This is a genomic window from Deinococcus hopiensis KR-140 (genome assembly GCF_900176165.1).
GTDB lineage: Bacteria > Deinococcota > Deinococci > Deinococcales > Deinococcaceae > Deinococcus > Deinococcus hopiensis.
In genome coordinates this window covers 182,990-201,754 of the sequence record NZ_FWWU01000002.1, presented here as the reverse complement: position 1 = coordinate 201,754, position 18,765 = coordinate 182,990, and the positions used below count along the sequence as shown (strand labels likewise).

Annotated in this window: 19 protein-coding genes; 10 read left to right on the top strand and 9 right to left on the bottom strand. The window is 60.3% G+C overall.

All coding sequences use genetic code 11. The annotated features are described in order from the left end of the window. Positions 1-104 precede the first annotated feature (104 nt). The 4 genes from B9A95_RS01625 to B9A95_RS01610 form a co-directional block, all read right to left on the bottom strand. Positions 105-1,148, bottom strand: coding sequence for a response regulator (locus B9A95_RS01625; RefSeq protein ID WP_084045223.1), 1,044 nt, complete (start codon positions 1,146-1,148; stop codon positions 105-107). Further along, on the bottom strand, positions 1,145-4,060 hold the full coding sequence (locus B9A95_RS01620; RefSeq protein WP_084045222.1) for a PAS domain S-box protein: 2,916 nt from the start codon (positions 4,058-4,060) through the stop codon (positions 1,145-1,147). The genes B9A95_RS01625 and B9A95_RS01620 overlap by 4 nt, the downstream gene beginning before the upstream one ends. A gap of 701 nt (positions 4,061-4,761) precedes the next feature. After that, complete coding sequence (locus B9A95_RS01615; protein ID WP_084045221.1) at positions 4,762-5,151, bottom strand: hypothetical protein; 390 nt, start codon at positions 5,149-5,151, stop codon at positions 4,762-4,764. Positions 5,152-5,253: 102 nt separating this feature from the next. Beyond that, positions 5,254-5,964 carry an IS6 family transposase gene (locus B9A95_RS01610; protein WP_084045272.1) on the bottom strand — a complete coding sequence of 237 codons (711 nt, stop codon included), beginning with the start codon at positions 5,962-5,964 and terminating at the stop codon, positions 5,254-5,256. 344 nt (positions 5,965-6,308) lie between these two features. On the opposite strand from B9A95_RS01610, the gene B9A95_RS01605 reads away from it, so the two are divergent. The 4 genes from B9A95_RS01605 to B9A95_RS01590 all read left to right on the top strand — a co-directional run bounded on the left by B9A95_RS01605 (position 6,309) and on the right by B9A95_RS01590 (position 9,702). After that, positions 6,309-6,695 carry a DUF4397 domain-containing protein gene (locus B9A95_RS01605; protein WP_084045220.1) on the top strand — a complete coding sequence of 129 codons (387 nt, stop codon included), beginning with the start codon at positions 6,309-6,311 and terminating at the stop codon, positions 6,693-6,695. 215 nt (positions 6,696-6,910) lie between these two features. Then, a complete protein-coding gene (locus tag B9A95_RS01600) occupies positions 6,911-8,065 on the top strand; it encodes a DUF3500 domain-containing protein (protein WP_084045219.1) in 1,155 nt (384 codons plus the stop codon). Between the two features lie 9 nt (positions 8,066-8,074). Further along, complete coding sequence (locus B9A95_RS01595; RefSeq protein WP_084045218.1) at positions 8,075-8,614, top strand: hypothetical protein; 540 nt, start codon at positions 8,075-8,077, stop codon at positions 8,612-8,614. Beyond that, complete coding sequence (locus tag B9A95_RS01590) at positions 8,611-9,702, top strand: HupE/UreJ family protein (protein ID WP_084045217.1); 1,092 nt, start codon at positions 8,611-8,613, stop codon at positions 9,700-9,702. Before B9A95_RS01595 ends, B9A95_RS01590 begins: the two co-directional genes overlap by 4 nt. Positions 9,703-9,782: 80 nt before the next feature. Here B9A95_RS01590 and B9A95_RS01585 read toward each other — a convergent pair whose 3' ends face one another. Further along, positions 9,783-10,556 (bottom strand): transposase, encoded by a 774-nt coding sequence (locus B9A95_RS01585; RefSeq protein ID WP_084045216.1) that lies wholly within the window; start codon positions 10,554-10,556, stop codon positions 9,783-9,785. A 1,075-nt stretch (positions 10,557-11,631) separates the two neighbouring features. Between B9A95_RS01585 and B9A95_RS01575 the strand changes: the two genes are divergently transcribed. After that, positions 11,632-12,084: a tryptophan 2,3-dioxygenase family protein gene (locus B9A95_RS01575; protein ID WP_245808086.1), complete on the top strand. Its 453-nt coding sequence runs from the start codon at positions 11,632-11,634 to the stop codon at positions 12,082-12,084. A 103-nt stretch (positions 12,085-12,187) separates the two neighbouring features. Continuing rightward, positions 12,188-12,358, top strand: coding sequence for a hypothetical protein (locus B9A95_RS33100; protein WP_170928353.1), 171 nt, complete (start codon positions 12,188-12,190; stop codon positions 12,356-12,358). Positions 12,359-12,593: 235 nt separating this feature from the next. Here B9A95_RS33100 and B9A95_RS01570 read toward each other — a convergent pair whose 3' ends face one another. From B9A95_RS01570 to B9A95_RS01555, 4 genes are all read right to left on the bottom strand, one after another. Then, entirely contained in the window at positions 12,594-12,806 is a 213-nt protein-coding gene (locus B9A95_RS01570; RefSeq protein ID WP_084045214.1) for a hypothetical protein, read from the bottom strand. Positions 12,807-12,982: 176 nt separating this feature from the next. Next, positions 12,983-14,407 (bottom strand): sensor histidine kinase, encoded by a 1,425-nt coding sequence (locus tag B9A95_RS01565; RefSeq protein ID WP_084045213.1) that lies wholly within the window; start codon positions 14,405-14,407, stop codon positions 12,983-12,985. Beyond that, the gene (locus B9A95_RS01560) at positions 14,404-15,087 is read right to left on the bottom strand and encodes a response regulator transcription factor (protein ID WP_084045212.1); all 684 of its coding nucleotides are present in this window, start codon (positions 15,085-15,087) and stop codon (positions 14,404-14,406) included. The genes B9A95_RS01565 and B9A95_RS01560 overlap by 4 nt, the downstream gene beginning before the upstream one ends. A 217-nt stretch (positions 15,088-15,304) precedes the next feature. Next, positions 15,305-15,679, bottom strand: coding sequence for a hypothetical protein (locus B9A95_RS01555; RefSeq protein WP_084045211.1), 375 nt, complete (start codon positions 15,677-15,679; stop codon positions 15,305-15,307). 595 nt (positions 15,680-16,274) lie between these two features. On the opposite strand from B9A95_RS01555, the gene B9A95_RS01545 reads away from it, so the two are divergent. From B9A95_RS01545 to B9A95_RS33095, 4 genes are all read left to right on the top strand, one after another. Next, a complete protein-coding gene (locus B9A95_RS01545; protein WP_139806365.1) occupies positions 16,275-16,607 on the top strand; it encodes a hypothetical protein in 333 nt (110 codons plus the stop codon). 164 nt (positions 16,608-16,771) lie between these two features. Beyond that, positions 16,772-17,458 (top strand): hypothetical protein, encoded by a 687-nt coding sequence (locus B9A95_RS01540; protein ID WP_139806364.1) that lies wholly within the window; start codon positions 16,772-16,774, stop codon positions 17,456-17,458. Positions 17,459-17,633: 175 nt separating this feature from the next. Further along, positions 17,634-18,269 (top strand): response regulator transcription factor, encoded by a 636-nt coding sequence (locus B9A95_RS31360; protein ID WP_139806363.1) that lies wholly within the window; start codon positions 17,634-17,636, stop codon positions 18,267-18,269. A gap of 120 nt (positions 18,270-18,389) precedes the next feature. Next, the gene (locus tag B9A95_RS33095; RefSeq protein WP_170928369.1) at positions 18,390-18,554 is read left to right on the top strand and encodes a response regulator; all 165 of its coding nucleotides are present in this window, start codon (positions 18,390-18,392) and stop codon (positions 18,552-18,554) included. Positions 18,555-18,765 lie beyond the last annotated feature (211 nt).

Genomic DNA, 18,765 nt, shown 5'->3' with positions numbered 1-18,765 from the left:
CCCGAAGTACAGCTAGCCCTCGGACCACGAACCCAGTCCAATCTCCTGAGGAGGTAATCAAATCGCGCCGTTGGATGGCGCGCACCCTTGAAAGGGTAGGAGTGTCAAATCGATCCCTCAGGACGGGCCATGATCCGTAAGAACAACTCAACGACCTGGGGATCGAACTGGCGTCCGGCCTGGTTCTGGATTTCTGCCAGGGCGTCGCCATGACTCCAGGCCTGTTTGTAGGGACGCTCGTTGGTCAGGGCGTCGTACACGTCCGCTACGGCCACAATGCGGCCACTGACCGGAATGGCTTCGCCTGCAAGGCCATTCGGGTACCCACTGCCGTCCCAGCGCTCGTGATGCGAGCAGGCGATCTCCTGCGCAAGCTGCAGCATAGGGCTGCTGCCATTGCTCATAATCCGCCCCCCGATCGCCGCATGGCTTTTCATGACTGTGAACTCCTCCTGGGTCAGGCGGCCCGGCTTGAGCAGAATGGCGTCTGGAATTCCTACCTTGCCGACGTCATGCAATCTCGCCGCCTGCTGGAGCAGTTCGACCTGACTGTCCGCCCAACCCAGCTCCCGGGCGAGGCTGGCTGCCACCGCGGCCACCCGCCACGTATGCTCTCCGGTGTCGTCATCTCGGTATTCTGCAGCAGTTGCCAGCCGGGAAAGCACTTCAGCCTGGGTTTCGAGAAGTTCACGGGTGCGCTCCGCCACGCGAACTTCGAGCAGGTCGTTTTGCTGCTTAAGCGCGTTACTGAAAAACCTCATCTGCAGGAGGTTGCGCACACGCAGCAACACCTCCTCGACATCGAAGGGTTTGGTGATGAAGTCCGTGGCCCCAGACGCGAGTGCCCGGCGCTTGGTCGCGCTGGTCGCGTCCGCTGTCAGCACCAGCACAGGAAGAAACACTGTGGAGGGCAGGGCCTCCAGAAGCTGATCCATGACTTGAAACCCGTCCATGTACGGCATCATCAGATCAAGCAGCACGAGGTCCGGCGCAAAGGACTGCGCCGCACCGACCGCGAGGCGGGCGTCATTGATCACGTGCATGCCGCTGTACCCTTCCTCTTCGAGCATCTCGCGCAGCAGCGTGGTGTTCGCTTCCTGATCGTCCACAATCAAAATCCTTGCGGTGGTCACCTGAGGCGGCTTCATGCTGAGACCCCCTGCGCTGCAGAGCCGGGTCCGTCAGCGACGGATTCATTGTTGCCAGGCACCAGAGGAAACTCAAACCAGAAGGTGCTGCCCTGTCCGGGGTCGCTGCGCACGCCAATCTGGCCCTTCATCAGTTCGACCACCCGCTTGCACAACGACAGCCCCAGTCCGGTCCCCTCCTTTTCCGACTGTTTGCCTTCCAGACGCACAAACGGCTGGAACAGCCGTGCCTGTTCGTCCCGGGTCATCCCCGGCCCGGTGTCGCTGACCTCTACCCGGGCCTGGCCTTCCGGCGTAATCCAGCACAAGACGCCGATCTGACCTCCAGGCTCGGTGTATTTCACGGCGTTCCCCAGCAGGTTGAACAGGACCTGACGCAGGCGCTTGCCATCGGCGCTGACGAGGGTGCCGGCCAGCCCTTCCACATCCACACTCAGGGTCAGTTCACCCCGCGCGGCCTGCGGCATCACGACAGCCACACACTCTTCAACCGCGTCTTTCAGACACAGCCTCGTGAGCTGGAGCGACATCTCGCCAGAATCGATCCGTGCCACGTCCATCACGTCATTGACCAGGTCAAGCAGGTGCCGGCCAGCCGTCAGAATCTGCCGGTTGTGCCGCTCCACCTTCTCTGGATGGGTAGGATTGCGGTCGATCAGCTGTCCGAATCCGAGAATGGCGTTGAGCGGAGTGCGCAGCTCGTGACTGACGCGCGACAAGAACATGCTCTTGGCGAGGTTCGCCCGCTCGGCATCCTCACGCGCTTCGATCAGACCTCGCTCGGCGGTCTTGCGACTGGTGATGTCCATCATCACGCCTTCTATCACTCCCTCAGAAGCTGCGCGGCCTTGTTCGTACAGCCAGCGCTCGGTGCCATCAGCGTGCTGGATGCGGTACTCCAGTTCGAATGGCTCCTGGCGTTCCACGGCTTCCTGAACTGCCGCCATGACCTGTGGGCTGTCGTCCGGATGGATGAGGCTGCCCAGAGTTCGGCGGGCGTTGAGGACGAAATCTGCCGCAGGATATCCGGTGATATCGCGAATGCCGTCATTGACGTAATGCATGGTCCACGCTTCATCAAGGATGCAGCGGTACACGGCTCCTGGCATATTGGTCACGAGCGCACGGTAGCGCGCTTCGCTCTCTTTGAGCTGCGCAGCGGCGCGCTGATGTTCCACGGCCGTTCCCAGCACGTTGGCCACAGCCTGTAAAAACTGCAGATCCTCGGCATTGAATGAGCGGTGACGGGTACTCTTTACGCATAGGGCACCGTACGGAGCATCAAGGCCGTGGATGACCACGCTCGCGCCGCACTGCACGCCGTGTGCAGTCGGCAGATCACCCACATCAAAGCGGGTCTCTGTGCGCATGTCAGGGACCACGACCGCCTCCCCGACCTCAATGGCGTATCCAGGCAGTGAGGCACCAGGTACCGTGGTCCCAACCGTTCCGGCAGGCCAGCCGTGACCAGCGCGGATGACCAGGTCCTGACGGGCACCCTGGAGTTCCGTCACGGTAGTGATCTCAACATCGAGGGCCGCCGCGACCTGTTCCGCAGCGCGCTGCAGGATGCTGTGAAGATCCCGGTCTGCGATGGCGTAATACGCCAGGTCAGCCAGAACCGCTTGCTGCTGGGTTTGCCGCTGTACCTTCTCTTCAACCTGCCGGCGCTCCGTGATATCCCGCTGGACGCTGACCCAGTGCGTATACCAGCCTTTCTCGTTGGCGATGGGGACAATGCTCATCTCAACCCAGAAGGGTGTGCCGTTCTTGCGGTAATTCAGCAGTTCGACGCGAATTGGCTTCCACGCCTGAAGAGCCTTGCGAATCCGAGCTTTAACCGCAGGGTCGCTGCCTTCACCTTGCAGCATTCGGGGGCTGTGTCCCCGAACCTCCTCGAGCGTGTGGCCACTCATCCGGGTGAACGCCTCATTGACGTAGAGGATGCGGGGGCCAGGTTCATCGATTGGTTCTGCTTCGGTGATCACCACAGCATCGTTGGCATTGACCACCACGGATTCAAGCAGTTGTAGCCGCTCCTGCGTCTCCTTGCGCGCAGTGATCTCGCTGGCGATACAGAGCATGCCCTCGAAACGGCCACGGTGATCGTGCAGGGCGCGGAGCTGCACGTCCGCCCAGCCGGTGTGTCCGTCTCTCCGCCGGTAGCGGTACTCCAGGCGAACAGGAGTCCGGGCACCATTCTGGAACGCTTGAAAATGTTCCAGAATAGTAGAGCGGTCTTCCGCATGCAGCAGCATCAGCGCCGGCTGGCCCAGGGCGTCTGCTGAGGCGTACCCGGTGTATTCCTCCCAGGCCGGGTTGATCAGTGTGAGCATTCCAGCTGCATCGGTCGTAAATATCAGGTCCGAACTCTGCTCGATCATCTGGCGGTAGTGTTTTTTCAGTGCCAGGCGCTGTTCAGTCGTGGCCCGCATCAGCAGCTGATGTGCGACCAGTCCAGCCATCTGAAACAAGGTTTGAGTTTCTACCTCACTTAATCCCACCCGAGGCTCTGTATCGATCAGACAGAGGGTACCGACGGCGTGCCCGTGCACCACAATTGGTGCCCCCGCATAGAAGCGGATCCTCGGATCACCCGTAACCAGGTCGTTGTCGGCAAACCGCCCATCAAGTTTTGCATCCGGAACCACCAGCATTTCCTGCGACTGGAGTGTATAAGCGCAGAACGACAAGCTCCGGTCGGTTTCCCGTACGTCCAGCCCGTAGCACGACTTGAACCATTGTCGGTCTTGGTCGACCAGCGAAATAAGCACGATTGGCACGCTGAAGATGGTGGCTGCCAGGCTGGTCAGTTGTTCAAAGGTCTCTTCGGGTACAGTGTCCAGGACATTGAGTTGCTCGAGCGTGTTCAGGCGCGCAGCCTCATCAACTGGAAGAGGTGCGTTCGTCATACGTCCAGGTTAACCAGGACCGTCTTTCAAACCTCTTATGCCAGGGCGAGTTACCGAATGTCGCAGCCGCTTGGGCGTAAGTCCATCTTTGACCATGCCTCTGAGCTCCGGGACCAAATCCAGTAGCGTAGGATTGCGCGTCGTCCGAGATGCCCCTTACTCCACCTGCTCCGCAGAATCCAGGCCTCTGCTGGGGAGTGACCGGGCGAGAAGAAGAGAACAGTGCAGTAGCGGGTACCACCATCCCGCTCGATCAAGCCGATAACCATTGGGTCACTGGCCACGGGTTTAGGGCTCCAGCCCCTGAATGATGAGAGAACAGAAACCTGTCCTCGTCGAAATTTTTCTCGATACCCCTGAACTCGGGAAGCCGCTCACCTATGGCAAGTGACCCACCCGTGGTTCGCTCCAGAAAAACGTTGACAGTTGCAGAACAGGCGAAGCCGACTGCTGACACGCGCCTCACCTTGTAAAACTGTCAAAGAACCTTTGAAGCATACCACTGGCGATTCGCTGCTCATAGTTCGACTTCAGGCCAGCTGGTCGGGGAGGGCATGGCCCCGACTTCACGCGCGCTACCAGGGAAAGCCCCCGCTCGAAAGGCGGGGGTGAAGTTTTGGGATGAGGGAGCGAAGTGCAATCAGTTGTTTTTCTCAAGAAGTCAACGGATTGCTATTTTTCGTCTTGGACGCTATAGGGGACTACTTAACGACGCAAGAAGTGTGAATAAGGGAAGAAGTCTTCGCATCAAACCAAGAGAGGACAAAGTATGAGTGATCCTCATCGCCAAGTTCCGCACGGTAGATCATGTTTTTTTTGTCATCCTCCTCAAGGTGGATGACGAGTTGACGCGTTGCAGCGTCCAATTTCTCCCACAGACGTTTCTTGCCGTCTTCCAACTCGGTTCCTGCTTTGGCTGGAGTGGTCTTGATACTGGTCACACTGGAGACCTGCGTGGGGGCACAGCTCACGCCCATCCTCTTTGAATCAGCAATCAAGATGCTACGCAACTGGGCGTCACGTGCCGCTTGTGTTTCTGCCGCTTGAGCGGTGGATAGGATAAGAAGGGCTGCAATCAGCGGTTGCTTCATCACGCGAACCTAGGTCTGCTCTTGTGACAAGAGTCTTACACAGACGGGTTCTGGCAACTTAACCTCAAGGGGGCCGGAGTCGCTCAGCAGGGGGTTTGATTCTCAAACCGCCTGCTGCAATACCTCTTGCCAGAGAAGCAGTGCTGTGGTTTGGTCGCTTCGTCTCAGGGCAGCTGGGGTGGTCGTTCGGGTATGGCGGTGAAGGTTCGAGACGCGGGCGTGCAGGGCGAGGAGTTCCTGCGTTCGCTGTCGTCGTTTGAAGCCGAGCTGAGCACGTTCCTGCTGCCGGGTGGGGCGATGCGACTGTTCCACAATGGTGTTACAGCGGGCGGTGGACACGACCCGAATGTGCTCCACAACGTGGAGCACGGGAAGTTCTCTTAGGACCGCCCCATAGCTCCACAGCTTGTCGGTGTGGATGACCTTCGGCACGTTGTGTTGCCCCAACAGGCGGACAAAAAAAGACTTGGCCGCCTCGGTATCTCGGTGTTCCTGAAGAAGGTGGACGAGCACGTTGCCGTGCTCGTCCACCGCTCGCCACAACCAGTGCTTCACCCCAGCAATCTGGACGCACCTTTCATCCAGATGCCACCGGGAACCCCATCGGGGTTCCCGGTGGCGCAGTTCCTCCGTGAGGAGGGGAGCGAATTTAATGTTCCTCTGGCGCAGAGTCTCGTGGCTAACCCGAATACCGCGTTCGTGGAGCAGTTCCTGAACGTCACGCTGACTGAGGAGGAAGCGGTGGTAGAGCCACAGGGCGTAACCGATGACGCTCAGGGGAAAACGGTGGCGGTAGGGCTTCCGGTCAGTCACAGCCCACCAGCCTACCGGCATTAAGTTGCCAGAACGACGCTCGGTGAGGTCTCTCCTACGCGTTCCAGCCGCCTTTTCCATGACGTGCAGGGAGGTCAAAAACCACCGCCGTCGTCCTGGGTTGAGGTTGGCGGCGACGGCGCGATCCCCGTTTTGCCAAACCCCTGCCGCTCCGCCGCACGTCGCCGTGTTCATCTTCACAGGTTCTGAACATCTTGTACCCGGTGTCTAAACGGGCGCTCCGCATACTTCGCTCCATGAACGGGCACAGGACCACGAGAAGGTCCGAAGCTCCTTCTCCTCCACCCCCCTGGTGCGCCACGCACCCCGAAAGGAAGTTCAAGATGCCTCACCTCAAAGCCCTGATGCTGTCCGCCCTCATCGCTACCACAGCTCTCTTCACCAGCGCTTCGGCGACGCCCGTGTACTTCAGCAACGACTCCGGCCAAAGCGGCGTGGTGGACGTGTACGTGGACGGCCAACTCGTCTTCGACAACGTCTTCGCTGACGACAGCATGATGTTCCCCAGGGAACTGAGCGCGGGGCAGCACAACGTGGTGGTCACTCCCAACTACCTCCCCCTCGGGGAGCAGGACATTCTCCGCACCACCCTCACCGTTCCTGAGGAAACAGCTGGAAACACCGCCTACACCATCAACCTGGCCACCGAAACCGATGACCTCGGTGTTGAAGGACTTACCTTGACCTGGAACACCAGTCAGATCGATTGAAGCCGAGGCGTATCCGAGAGAAGGAGTCCAGAGATACAGGCTGGACGTGCCTTCCCCTGATAGACGGCAAGTCGCCCTCTTATCCTTATCGGTTTTCCTGTTTTTCTACGGGCTCCAACAACGCCATTTGCCTGGCCTCAAGGACCAGGAGCGAGCTAAATGTTCCCCATCCTCCACCCCAACTCAAGAACGAAAGTAGGCTCACCGTGCTCAAAATGAAGTTACTTTCCGGCTTTCTGGCCGTTGCCCTCGGCGGCGTCTCGCTCTACACCCATTCCGTGGCCTCCGCCGCAACGACCGCCACACCCTCCACAGCCACCGTCAAGGCTGGGGTTGCCGACGCACAAAGCACCAAGGTGGTCAACGCCGCCAACGCCTTTCTGTCCACCCTGACCGCTGCCCAGAAGAAGGCGGTGCTGTTCGCGTGGACGGATCAGGCGCAGCGCACCCGCTGGTCGAACTTCCCCACGGGGATCTTCCAACGTGCAGGCCTCCGCTGGGGAGACCTCACGGCCAAACAACGTACGGCCCTGATGACCCTGCTCAGCGCCACGCTGAGCCCGGACGGTCTGAAGATGGTCAAGGAACAGATGAATGCCGACGAGGTCCTCAAGACCACCGACACAGGTGGTGCGCCCGGCGGAGCCGCAGGTGCCCGGAGAACACCCCCTGCCGGCGCTCCAGCGGGCGGTCCCGGAGGCAACAGCGGTCCAGGCGGACTCATCTTCGGGAGTGACGAGTACTACGTGTCGTTCCTGGGCACTCCGTCCACCACGTCCCCCTGGACCTTACAGTTCGGCGGTCACCACCTGGCCATCAACGCCACCATGGTCGGCACCAACATCACCCTGTCGCCCAGCCTCACGGGCGGCCAACCCATCACAGCCACCCAGAACGGCAAGACGGTCGTCGTCGTCGAGAAGGTGCCGCAAGAGGCGAAAGACGGTTTCGCTCTACTCAGCAGCCTGAACGCCACCCAGCGCAGCAAGGCCATCATCAGCACCCAGAGCATCGACCTCGTCCTCGGCCCGGGTCAGGACGGCAAAACCCTTCAACCCGAGGGACTTGCAGGCAGCGCGATGACCGCGGCGCAGAAGGCGCAACTCCTGACGCTGATCAAGGACCGCCTGGGCATCTTGAACGCCAACGACGCTGCTTCAAAGTTGGCCACCATACAGAAGAACCTGGATCAGACGTACTTCGCCTGGTACGGCCCGACGACTTCCGGCGCCGCTGCCTACTACCGGATTACCGGCCCCTCGGTGCTGATCGAGTTCTCCCCACAACAAATGGGCGGCGATTCGAGCAACCACCTGCACAACATGTACCGCGAGCCCGGCAACGATTACGGCGCGGCCTGGGCGAAGTGAGGCCCTGAGATGAAGAGGCTCGCGCCGCTGCTTCTGTCCCTGATCTGGGGCTCTGCCCTTGCCCATCCCGTGGATGAGGTGGTTCAGGGGGCGTACTTGACCCTCCTGCCCGGAAAGGTGCAGCTGGAACTGGACATCACCCCCGGGGAAAAGGTGGCGGGGACCGTGCTGCGGTCCCTGGACACCAACGCGGACGGACACGTCACAGAAGTGGAAGCGCGGGCGTACGCCAAGCGGGTGCTGGATCAGTCCACCTTGAAGGTTGGTGCCCAGCAGGTGCGCTGGACACTGCAGAAGGTGGACGTGCCCCCCGTGGACCTCCTCAAGGTAGGAGGCGGCATCCTCAAGATCTACGCGTCCGCTTCACGTACAGATCAAGTAGGCGCGCAGACCCTGAGCTACCAGAACCGTTATCAACCCGCGAAAAGTCAGTGGACAGCCAACGTCTTCCTGCAGCCTGCCGCTGGATGGCAGTACCGGGTCACGGGGCAGGCCCGCAGCAATGACGGACGCACCTTGACGGCCAAGTATCAGGTGGCCCGTTCATGAAGGCCTTCAGAACCCTGCTGGTGTGCCTGCTGGCCCTGACGGGTTGGGCTGGCGCACATGAGATCACCTTCAGTCGCGTGGATGTTCAGTTGGAAGCCCAGGCGACGGGCGTGAACGTGCAGCTTCCACTCAAAGCGCTGCTGCACGAGCAACCCTCGCTTTTCCCCCTGGGAACGACCGCGCAGACGCTGGAAACCCAACCGCTTCCGGAGAAGGTTCGGGCATCACTCAAGGCCCTGATCACGGTCCGGCTTCGCCTGGCCTCGGGGAAGACGGACTTGCCGATCACGGTGCAGACCATTCAGGCCGCAGGTGAGGACGTCACTTTGAAACTCACCGCGCCTCCAGTGGGCGGAAGTCTGGGTATTCGGGCGAATCTCTTCCCTCACGACACGCTGCACAAGGTGTTTGTGACCGTGTACCGAGGGGAGAGCCTCGCCGGACAGTACGCCCTGGACCGTCAGAATGCCTCATTTACCCTGGCTGCTCCGGAACGTCCCTTCTGGGACGTCATCATCACCTTTGTCCGCGAGGGCATCCACCACATTTTCATTGGCGTGGACCACATTCTCTTCGTGCTGGCACTGATTCTCTTGGGAGGGAGATTGTGGTCGCAGGTGAAGATCATTACCGCCTTCACGGTCGCGCACAGCATTACGTTGGCTCTGGCGGCGCTGAACATCGTGGTGCTTCCCTCACGGCTCGTGGAGAGCACGATCGCCCTGAGCATCGTCATCGTAGGCTTGCACGACCTGCAGCAGTTGCGGCGGGTAGATGCCGCCGAGAGGGGCTGGGATCCCCGGGTGCTGTTTGCCTTTGCATTCGGTCTTATTCACGGATTTGGATTTGCGAGCGTTCTATCAGAGCTCGACTTGCCGCGGCAAGCCCTGGCGTGGTCCCTGGCCGCTTTCAATGTGGGGGTGGAATTGGGCCAGGTCTCGATCGTGCTGCTGGCTGCGCCCCTGCTGTTTGCGTTACAGCGTTCCGCTCCCCCACGCCTCACCCAAGTGCTGCTGACGGCCGCAGCAGGTCTGGTTGTGCTGACGGGCGGCTTCTGGTTCTGTCAGCGCGTTCTGGGCACTGCCTGAGAATTCGGCCAGAATCAGGAGAGAAGAGACTGCAATTTCCAATTTGGGAAAACAGCGTCCAACACAACTTCTTACGCCGTTTAGGGCTGAGCGAGGTTATGGGCGAGGACGGCCAGGACGACGCGGAGCCGGAGAGAGGGAAGTGTTTTGGTTTGAACGGAGCGAATTTGAGCTTCGACCAATTGTGAAAAGACGGTTTCAATGCGTTTGCGGAGCTTTGGGTGGCGGTCTTGCCGCCACCCGTTGTCATAGCGGGTGTTTTTCTTGGGTGGGAACAGGTCGCCCAGGCAGCAATAGCCCTTGTCCCCAATGATCTTTGGCCCGCCGAACTCAGGCCACCTCCGGTTCAACTCATAGCTGACGGTAGTGTCGTGAAGATTGGCGGGTTTGAGGAGGTACTGGACGATCTCCCCTGCGGGTGTCACCCAGGCATGCAGCTTGTACCCGTACACGTCGCCCTGGGTCCCAAACCCCCATTTCGCTCCCGGGAACTTGCACCGCTTGCCTCGTTTCGGGCGACACACTGGGAGCGGCATGGAGTCAATGATCACTTCTGCACAGCGTTTGGCGGGGCTGACCAAGGCTTCGAGGCGTTCCAGCAGACGCACGCTTCGCATGTACGCCTGGGTGTAGGAGGGAAGACCGACGCGGTCTTCCCTCAACATGTTCCACCAGATCGAGGGATACGGCTGCTTGAACACGAAGCGAGCGAGCAAGAGGGCCACGAGCAGGGCATCCGTCAGCTTCTGATGCTTGAATCGCTTCAGATCGCTGAAGTGCCGCTTCGCCCAACGGTGGAGCTGACGAATCACCGCACGACGACCTAAACTATGATGGAGACGGTATCTGCACATACCGTCTCCATTTTTCCTCGTCTCCGTCCTACTCGGCTACCCCAGCCTCAAGCCCTAAACGGCGTTTCTTATCTCATTCTGAGAGAGTGAAAAGCAGGTTGACCGTGCTGGACAACTTTATCTTGGCGTACTCACCTCCTGTTACCGCAAGCAACCTCGGTCCAATCTGCAGGTTGTCCGACAGACGGCTGAGGGATGGCGAAGATCGGTCGTGATTGGCCTCGCACACCCCTCTTCCTTCTTACTTTGCTACACGGTATTGCAAATACTGTGTTACTCATCTGCTCAGTACGAAGTGGATTGTAGCGCTGAGCAGGTTACGATATCGCTACCCTCAATGCTGAATGCTTCCCTATGTAGAGGGCCGAAAGCAACGCTTCTGGCTCGCCATCTGTTCTGGTTTAGTTCTACACATTTTCTGCACAAACTTTGAACAGCCTGACGCCATGCTACTGATATGTCAACGTCCTCTTCGCCTGCAACCCTGATCCTTTACCTTGCCCACCCTTTGAATCACGTGACCCAAATCCATGATGTCCTCACGGCCTGTGGAGATCAAGTAATCCTGGCCGCTCCTCACGCAATATCCCTCACGGATCACCCAGACGTGGTCCTGCTGGACTTTATCAATCCGAATGCCCCTTATGAGGAAGTGCTCCGCACTGCACAAGCGGCACGCGTTCCTGTGATTGCGCTGGTCGAGTGCCCTGAAGACAAACTTCACGCGTTAGAGAAAGGTGCGGACGATGCTGTAGCTGCGCCTTGGTCAGCATTGGAATTGCGTGCTCGGTGTCAGGCCGTGACGCGGCATCGCAGAGCAACACGATGCAGGGCAACTTCCGTGTGAGGGAGCGAATAGGAGATGATTTTGATAGCTCCCTGTCCACGTACAGGGCAAGCAGGAACGTTCAAGGTTGGGGTCAACTGCTCTGCACTTTTGGCCCTCCGCCGTTCAATACAACCGAGGAGAGCTCACAAACGCCTGGGAAGTGCTGAAGACCATGACTCCAGCCGACTACATCCAGTTCCGGGATGCCTTCGGGCAGGCTCGGGCTTCCAATCGGCGGGGTAGCGCATGGTCGAGGTACTGCTGGGTAACCGCAACCCGGCCCTGCTGTGCCCGCACACACACCGCCCGGACCTACATGATCCGCTTCTGGCTGCCCTGCACGCCCCCAGTGTGTACGACCTGTCACTCCGCCTGCTCGCCGCACGGGGACTGTCCGTGCCCCAGGCCATGCTGGCGCATGATCTCTCGCAGCCTCCGCACTTCCATGAGGAAGTGCTGGAATCCTGGCTGACGGTGTACCGCGACCCAGGCACCTACTGGGACCTGGACGAACTCGCCGAGAAGCTGTTGGATGTCGAGGACAATTTTCGGCGTTGGCGCTTCAATCACCTGACCACCGTTGAGCGCACCATTGGCTTTAAGGCTGGTTCGGGCGGAACGAGCGGGGCGGGTTACCTGCGCCGGGCGTTGGAGGTTGTGCTGTTTCCCGAACTATGGGCGGTGCGCACGCATCTCTGAATAAGGTGCCCTCCTGCCAACCCCCTGATGCACCGACCTTAAACTGAAGCGGAGTGGACCAGGATTCCGCTTTATTTCAAGTCTCCTGGCACGGCAGTTCACTGTGGGTGAGACGCAGATCAAGCGGGAAGCGCCGCTGACCGAGGCGGCGTTCTGCTGGGCACGGATCGAAAACCAGATGGCTGGGGAGAAGCTCAACGAAGGCATCTGGCTCTCCCACCTCGACACCTGCAAACTCCGACACATGAAGATCAACAGATGGCGGTCCGGGTAAACCAACCCGCCTAACTCGTCAGGCACAGGGGCGCTCTGCCCTTGAACAAACCAGACGGGGAACGTTTATGCGTTCCCCGTCTGGTTTGATGGGTCTCACAGTTCGCCTGAACTTGCCACCACCGTGGTGGGTGGGTGTAGACATGCCGTTCAGGGAACTGCTGAGCAGAAGTGCGGTTATGTGTTGAGCAGTTTCCACCGTTTCGCAATTCCTGTCGTCGGTAAAGGTGAGAGGATCAGTCGGCTTTTTTCTCGTCATTGCGGAGGATGCAGAGCGTGCGTTCATAGAGGGCAGAAAGGCTTTCTCGGCCCGGCGTCTTGTGCAGGAAGAGGGCTGCGGGAAGTTGGTCTGGGGCAGGTTTGAGGCCTTCTGCTTCGAGGGCAGCGGCGGTCGCAAGGTCCGGCGGGTGGGTTTGCTCGTACTTCGGGATATCTCGCTTTTTACTCATGGGTGGCACTCCGGCACGCATGTTAGGGCGAGTGAACACCGTCGTTTGGGAATATGGACCCGTACCAGGTCACCGAATCTTGTCACTCGCTCCCCAATATCCGTGCATGGGTCGGCCGCACCTTCACGAAGGCTGAAAGGAAATCAATTGAATGTCCCACCCATTCCGATTGGGTTTCAGCCCGAATACAGGGGCTCTCGGCGCTCCGAGGAGACCAAATTTTCTTCCTCCGGTGCCCCCTGCGGCAAGGTAAACGTAACGGTTGTGCCCCGGCCGAGTGCGCTGGACAGCTGAATCTCGCCTCCATGGGCCTCGACAATGGACTTGCAGATACTCAGTCCGAGTCCACTCCCACTGGTGCTCCGGGAGGCGTCCGCCCGGTACAGCCGTTCGAAGACGCGGGGTAAATCTTCGGGAGAAATCCCGCTTCCAGTGTCCTGTACGCTGACGCGCACGAGGCGTGCTTCCCTGACTGCCCTTATCCTCACTTCGCCCCCTGACTGCGTATAAGCCAAAGCGTTATTCAGGAGGTTTTGAACGACTTGCGTGATGCGCACCTGGTCGGCGAAGGCGGTGAGATCCTCACCGGGTAGGTCAGCGTGGAGTGTGATTCCCTGCTGTTCGCTCATCTCCCGGAAGTTACTCGCGACGTCCGTCAGCAATGCCGCTACGTCCGTGGGCTTGGGATGAATGTGCAGTTCACCTGCGTCGGCCAGAGAGAGGAAGCGCAGGTCATTCACGAGTTGTGCGACGTGGCCCGTTTCCCGGTGGATGCGTTGCAGGCGTTGAGGAGTGGGTTTGAAGGTGCCGTCGAGGATGCCTTCCAGAGTTCCGGAGATCACAGAGAGGGGCGTATTGAGGTCGTGAGCGATGTTGGCAGTCAGTTGTCTCCGGGCCTGCTGATTGCGGACGACTTCCTGGTGCATCTCGCCAAAAGCGCTCAGCACCTCGCCGAACTCATCCCTGCGGGTGGTCCCGACGGCACTTGGGGCTTCACCCCGCTGAAGGGCCTGAATCCCCACCTGCAGTTGCCTGAGCGGTTTGAGGAGGGTACGTGACAGCAGCAGGCCCATCAATACTGCCAGGGCCGTCGCACCCATCATGGACCATGCGATCGCCCTGTACGTGTTGGCGAGAAACTCCGCGCTCCGTCGGTCTGGGCGCGCCTGCATCCCCGAGGGCACCAGATATCCCACCACCGTGTTGTTCACCGTGATGGGTGTTTCTGGTCGCCCAGCCACTTGATTCCCCTGCGGCACGTCACGCGTGGAGAACACGGCACGGCGCTGTAGGTCCAGGACCAACCAGGGACTACGAAATCCGCGGTCCATGCCGGTAGACCCCGTGGGGGGAGGCCCATTGAACCCTCCCTTGTTGTCCGGTGACGTAGGAACGAACCCCATCAGGGTGCCGCTCTTCTCCACGTACGTTTGCACCTGACCTGCGATGTTCTCACGTGCCTGTTCGCCCAGCAGCGCGCTGAACTGCGAACGGGTGGAGGCCGCAGAGATGAACCCCACCGTTCCCAGCGTAACCGCGCTGACGAGCACGAACGCCAGCATGAACCGCCAGGCGAGGGTCTGCCAGAACGGCCGCTTCACGGGCTCAACTCTGTATTCAACCGGTAGCCCACACCGAACACCGTCTCAATCAGTCGGGGCTTCCCGGGCTCAACTTCAATCTTGGCGCGGAGATTCCGTACATGCACGTCGATGGTACGCTCCGAACCCAGGGTCTCTTCCTGCAGCTGCTCGAGGAGTTCCAGCCGCGAGTAGACCCGCCCGGGCGAGCGCAGAAAGGCCGACATCAGCTCAAACTCTGAGCGGGTCAGATCCACCCGTTGCCCCCGGACGCTGAAGGTCCGGGAGGCCGGATCGAGTTCCAGTTCTCCACCCCGCAGCACCGCAACGGGGGCGGCCTCTACGCCTCGCCGAAGGTGAGCCCGGACGCGGGCGAGGAGCTCCGCCATCGAGAAGGGCTTGGTCATGTAGTCGTCGGCGCCCAGTTCCAGGCCCAACACCTTGTCGAGTTCCGTATCCTTGGCAGTCAGGAAGATGACGGGGGCATGCTCGGTCGTGCGAAAGCGCCGCAGGAATTCCAGGCCGTCCATCCCAGGCATCATCACGTCGAGCAGCACGAGGTCCGGGCGGTGGTGGCGCGCTTCGAGGAGGCCTTCCTGCCCATTGGACGCCACCCGCACCTGATAGCCGTGCTCTTCGAGGTATTCGCGGACCATGTCCCGCACCCCACGGTTGTCTTCCACAATCAGGATGCTTTTCATGCCTCGCTCCGAGGGGAAGGACGCAGGGGGAGAAAGAGATCAGTCATCATAAGGCAACTCTGGCATACAGGTGCTTCACTTCGTTGTGGTGTGAGGTTTGAACGCTAAGGCTCAAAACACAGGCCGTGTTCTCCTCATCTTGGCCGCCTCTAGGGACATGACTGGCGCCCCCTATGTTTAGAAATGGGGTCGGGAGTAGAACGTTTGCCTTCGTGGTTCAGTCAACGTGGCCAGAGGTAAGGTCCAGGGTCAGGAGTTCATTGGTGTCGGGCGTCAGCGTGACCGTGTAAGCGCCGTCCTCCCCGTCCGTTTCCGGCACGGTGATGCTCGCGTGCAGGATGCCCGCTTCACCGAGCGCCAGGTAGTTGGGCGTGATCACCACGTCGTGCTTCCCGGCCGTGATCTCCTTCGGGAACATCATCGAAGAATCCGCGAAGACGTCGTCGAACACCAGCTGGCCGTCCACGTACACGTCCACCACACCGCTGGCACCAGCGTCATTGCTGAAATACACGGGCGTCGCGGAAGCGCTGGTGGTGAGGGCGGTGGTGGCGATGAAAGCGGACAGGAGCAGGGCTTTGAGGGTACGCATGTTGGTCTTCCTTTCGGGGTGCGTGGAGCACCAGGGGGGAGGGGGCGGAGGAGTGGGGGAGAAGGAGCGGCGGACCTTTTCTCTTGGTCCTGCGCCCGTTCATGAAGCGAAGTATGCGGGGCACCCGTTCAGACCTCGCGTACAACTTGTTAGGAACTTGTGAATGCCAGGAACCGCGGATGTTCTTCCGTTCTGACCAAAGGGTCGCTTCGCCCGTCAATCAGGAGGTCATCAGTGCGAACGCTTAGAAACAAAGCCCAATGACACGCTTTCCTGCAAGCCAGGTTCTCCTGTTCCTCTCCCTCACCGAGCAGCGGGCCTGCGATATTGAAGCCCGGTTGAGCAGGGCCGGAATTCCGGCTGCTCCGGAGAGATTGCAGCGGGTGCTTGACCAATTGGTGAAACAAGACCTGGTGCGGATACGGAAGCACGGCGATGAATGCTCCTACCGACTTGGCGAAGGCTCCGAAGTGGAAGCCGCCCTCGAAGCCGCCTGGGCACGTCAGCCACGGGCAGGACAGGGCGCGGCTGTAGCAGGGCTCCCTTCGTTCCTGGAGGTGAGGTCCACGTGATTCTCGCGCCTAGAATACGGGGGATGAGACACCTGGGAGTGCTCTTGGCGTTCATGGCGTTCTCGCTGGCGGGAGCCCTGAAGGTGATCGTGTGGACGCCCGACCTCTCGCAGGTCGTCGCGTACGGAGAGGTGCGCGGAGGCGTGATGCAGCTTCGAGCGGCCAGCACGTACGTTGGGTCCGTCTCCGTTGTGGTGAGCTTCGAACCCGGTGAGGCGAAGCAGTATCCGGGGCTGGCGAGCGGATACTCGGGCCTGCTGGAAAAAGAGAAACTGTCGCTGAACGCGGCTTCTGGACGGGTGATCCTCAGTACCCTGTTGCAGCGCTGGAACATCCCTGTGCAGTGGCTGAAGTAGCCATTCATTGCGGGGACCTGAACGAACAGGGCCGCGGTTGGCGGAACTGAACCCGCGCGTGCAGCACAGAGCTACCCAAGTTCTACACACGCTCTACACCGGGTTTGAACGGGAGGGCTCCAGACTCACGGCGTGGTGATCAACCCACCACCAAGGAGCCCACCATGCGAATGAACCACAGAACGCTGACCGCCCTGTTCGCCGCCACGCTGCTCACCAGCAGTGTCCTCGCCGCGCCCACCGCCGCAAAAACTGCAGCCAGCACCGCTCAGGGTCAGCTGCAGGACCGCGGTCCGCAAGCGCAAGCCATGCAGGTGACTTACTACGCTGGCCATCCCCTTCAGGGAGGCAAGCGGCTCAGCAGCGCCACCGTCACGCCTCAACGCGGCAGCACGCCGTTTGCGAACGCTCCGAAGGGTGCGACGTACGCGGTCATGACTACGCCCTTTGGCAAGCGCATCGTGAACCTCAAGAACGCTCAAGCGCAGCAGCCCCGCGATGACCGTGGTGGCCCTCCTGGCCCTGACGGCGCACCTCCTCAAAGCGGTCAGAACGGGCGTGAGAGGAACGGCGGTGGAGCTCCCACCGGTCAGGCTCCAGCGGATCGACCCGCACCTGGGCAGGACCGTGGTCCTCGAGGAGGCCCGGACGGCATGTACCGCGGCGCAACAAGCGTTACGTACTACAACGCCGATCCCCTGAATGGCGGGAAGGTCCTCAAGACGGTCAAGCTCACCAATACGACAACCGCCCCCCAAGCGCCGAGCGGCGCGAAGTACGCTGTAATTGACCGTGGCGGTGACCAGGAAGTCGTCAACCTCACTGCTCTTCCCAGCGCCCCTCAGGGCTAACGTGCACCACTCTCCAAGTGGGCCGGGAGCAAAGCTCCCGGCCCACTTCCTGTTCTACCTCACTTCTGCATATCTCCTACATCTGGGTTGAACAGCCAGGCGAGACCCTGTTCGCATGTCAACGTCCTGCCCACCCCCACTGCTGATCCTTTACTTGGCGCATCCTTCCCATCGCGTGACCCTGATTCGTGAGGCGCTCATGGCGTACGGACATCAGGTCATCCTGGCACCGCCGCATGCCATGGCCGGGACACAACACCCGGACTTGATCCTGCTCGACTTCACCACCCCGAATATCCCTTTTGAAGAAGTGACGCGCACTGCACGAGGGACTCAAATTCCCGTAATCGCGCTGGTCAACCGCAGCACGGATAAAGTTCAAGCCCTGAATCTCGGTGCGGACGATGCCCTGAGTGTCCCCTGGTCGACGTTGGAGCTGCGCGCTCGGTGCCAGGCCTTAACGCGGCACCTTCAAGCAACGGGACCATCGGCCGCCCCTCTGCCAATAGTCGAACAGAAGGCGCCTTTGTTGATTCCTCCCCCTTCCCCACTTACACCCACTTCTCGTAGGGCCGTTCAGCGCGCCTTCCAGTCCGGCGCAGCGCTGCTCCTGGCGCTCACGCTCGTGGCCTGCAGCTCTAGCACAACAACACACACCTCTTCGGCCGAAGGGGAGGCTGCCAAGCCTGAGTCTGCTCCGACTTGGCCAGGACACCACCTCTTTGCTCTCAATGTATTCACTGCGGAGAGCGGCGCGACTCGCACACCTGTGCAGGGCCAGAACCAGCGTGCTGATCGAGTACCAACATGAATCTCGAAGGAAAGGGGAACGCTGGACACGCATTGACGTGCACGTCCCGGATTGCATTGCTGTATACCACCGGTGGTTTCCCACTTTTTGATGCGGACGCCACGACTCGGGGATTCAACCATGACGCGCACCATATTGCTCGTTGAACGTGACCCGCTGGAAGTGCTACTCGTTCGCACGGCCATGGACGAACTCAAACTGGACGTCACGGTAGAGGTGGTGCGGGATGGGGTACAGCAGCCTGGCAACGTCTTCAGATGGGGCCAATGCCGGATCTCGTCCTGATGAGCCTGACGCTGCCAGGTCAATCCGGCTTGGAGGTGCTCGAAAGCTTGACCCGTCTCCTCACAATGACTCAGATCATCGTATGGAGCTCCAGCTGGTCACCGGGAGACGCTGCTCGCGCCCACACCCTGGGTTTAGAGCCGCAGCGCAAACCCACGACGTACGGGGCACTGATTCAATTGTTAAGGCAGTGGCTCACACCATGATGAAG

What these genes read in the sequence shown, in the direction of transcription:
- B9A95_RS01625 (WP_084045223.1), bottom strand. Translation starts at nt 1,148, where the DNA reads ATGAAGCCGCCTCAGGTGACCACCGCAAGGATTTTGATTGTGGACGAT.
- B9A95_RS01620 (WP_084045222.1), bottom strand. Translation starts at nt 4,060, where the DNA reads ATGACGAACGCACCTCTTCCAGTTGATGAGGCTGCGCGCCTGAACACG.
- B9A95_RS01615 (WP_084045221.1), bottom strand. Translation starts at nt 5,151, where the DNA reads ATGAAGCAACCGCTGATTGCAGCCCTTCTTATCCTATCCACCGCTCAA.
- B9A95_RS01605 (WP_084045220.1), top strand. Translation starts at nt 6,309, where the DNA reads ATGCCTCACCTCAAAGCCCTGATGCTGTCCGCCCTCATCGCTACCACA.
- B9A95_RS01600 (WP_084045219.1), top strand. Translation starts at nt 6,911, where the DNA reads ATGAAGTTACTTTCCGGCTTTCTGGCCGTTGCCCTCGGCGGCGTCTCG.
- B9A95_RS01595 (WP_084045218.1), top strand. Translation starts at nt 8,075, where the DNA reads ATGAAGAGGCTCGCGCCGCTGCTTCTGTCCCTGATCTGGGGCTCTGCC.
- B9A95_RS01590 (WP_084045217.1), top strand. Translation starts at nt 8,611, where the DNA reads ATGAAGGCCTTCAGAACCCTGCTGGTGTGCCTGCTGGCCCTGACGGGT.
- B9A95_RS01585 (WP_084045216.1), bottom strand. Translation starts at nt 10,556, where the DNA reads ATGTGCAGATACCGTCTCCATCATAGTTTAGGTCGTCGTGCGGTGATT.
- B9A95_RS01575 (WP_245808086.1), top strand. Translation starts at nt 11,632, where the DNA reads ATGGTCGAGGTACTGCTGGGTAACCGCAACCCGGCCCTGCTGTGCCCG.
- B9A95_RS01570 (WP_084045214.1), bottom strand. Translation starts at nt 12,806, where the DNA reads ATGAGTAAAAAGCGAGATATCCCGAAGTACGAGCAAACCCACCCGCCG.
- B9A95_RS01560 (WP_084045212.1), bottom strand. Translation starts at nt 15,087, where the DNA reads ATGAAAAGCATCCTGATTGTGGAAGACAACCGTGGGGTGCGGGACATG.
- B9A95_RS01555 (WP_084045211.1), bottom strand. Translation starts at nt 15,679, where the DNA reads ATGCGTACCCTCAAAGCCCTGCTCCTGTCCGCTTTCATCGCCACCACC.
- B9A95_RS01545 (WP_139806365.1), top strand. Translation starts at nt 16,275, where the DNA reads ATGAGACACCTGGGAGTGCTCTTGGCGTTCATGGCGTTCTCGCTGGCG.
- B9A95_RS01540 (WP_139806364.1), top strand. Translation starts at nt 16,772, where the DNA reads ATGCGAATGAACCACAGAACGCTGACCGCCCTGTTCGCCGCCACGCTG.
- B9A95_RS33095 (WP_170928369.1), top strand. Translation starts at nt 18,390, where the DNA reads ATGACGCGCACCATATTGCTCGTTGAACGTGACCCGCTGGAAGTGCTA.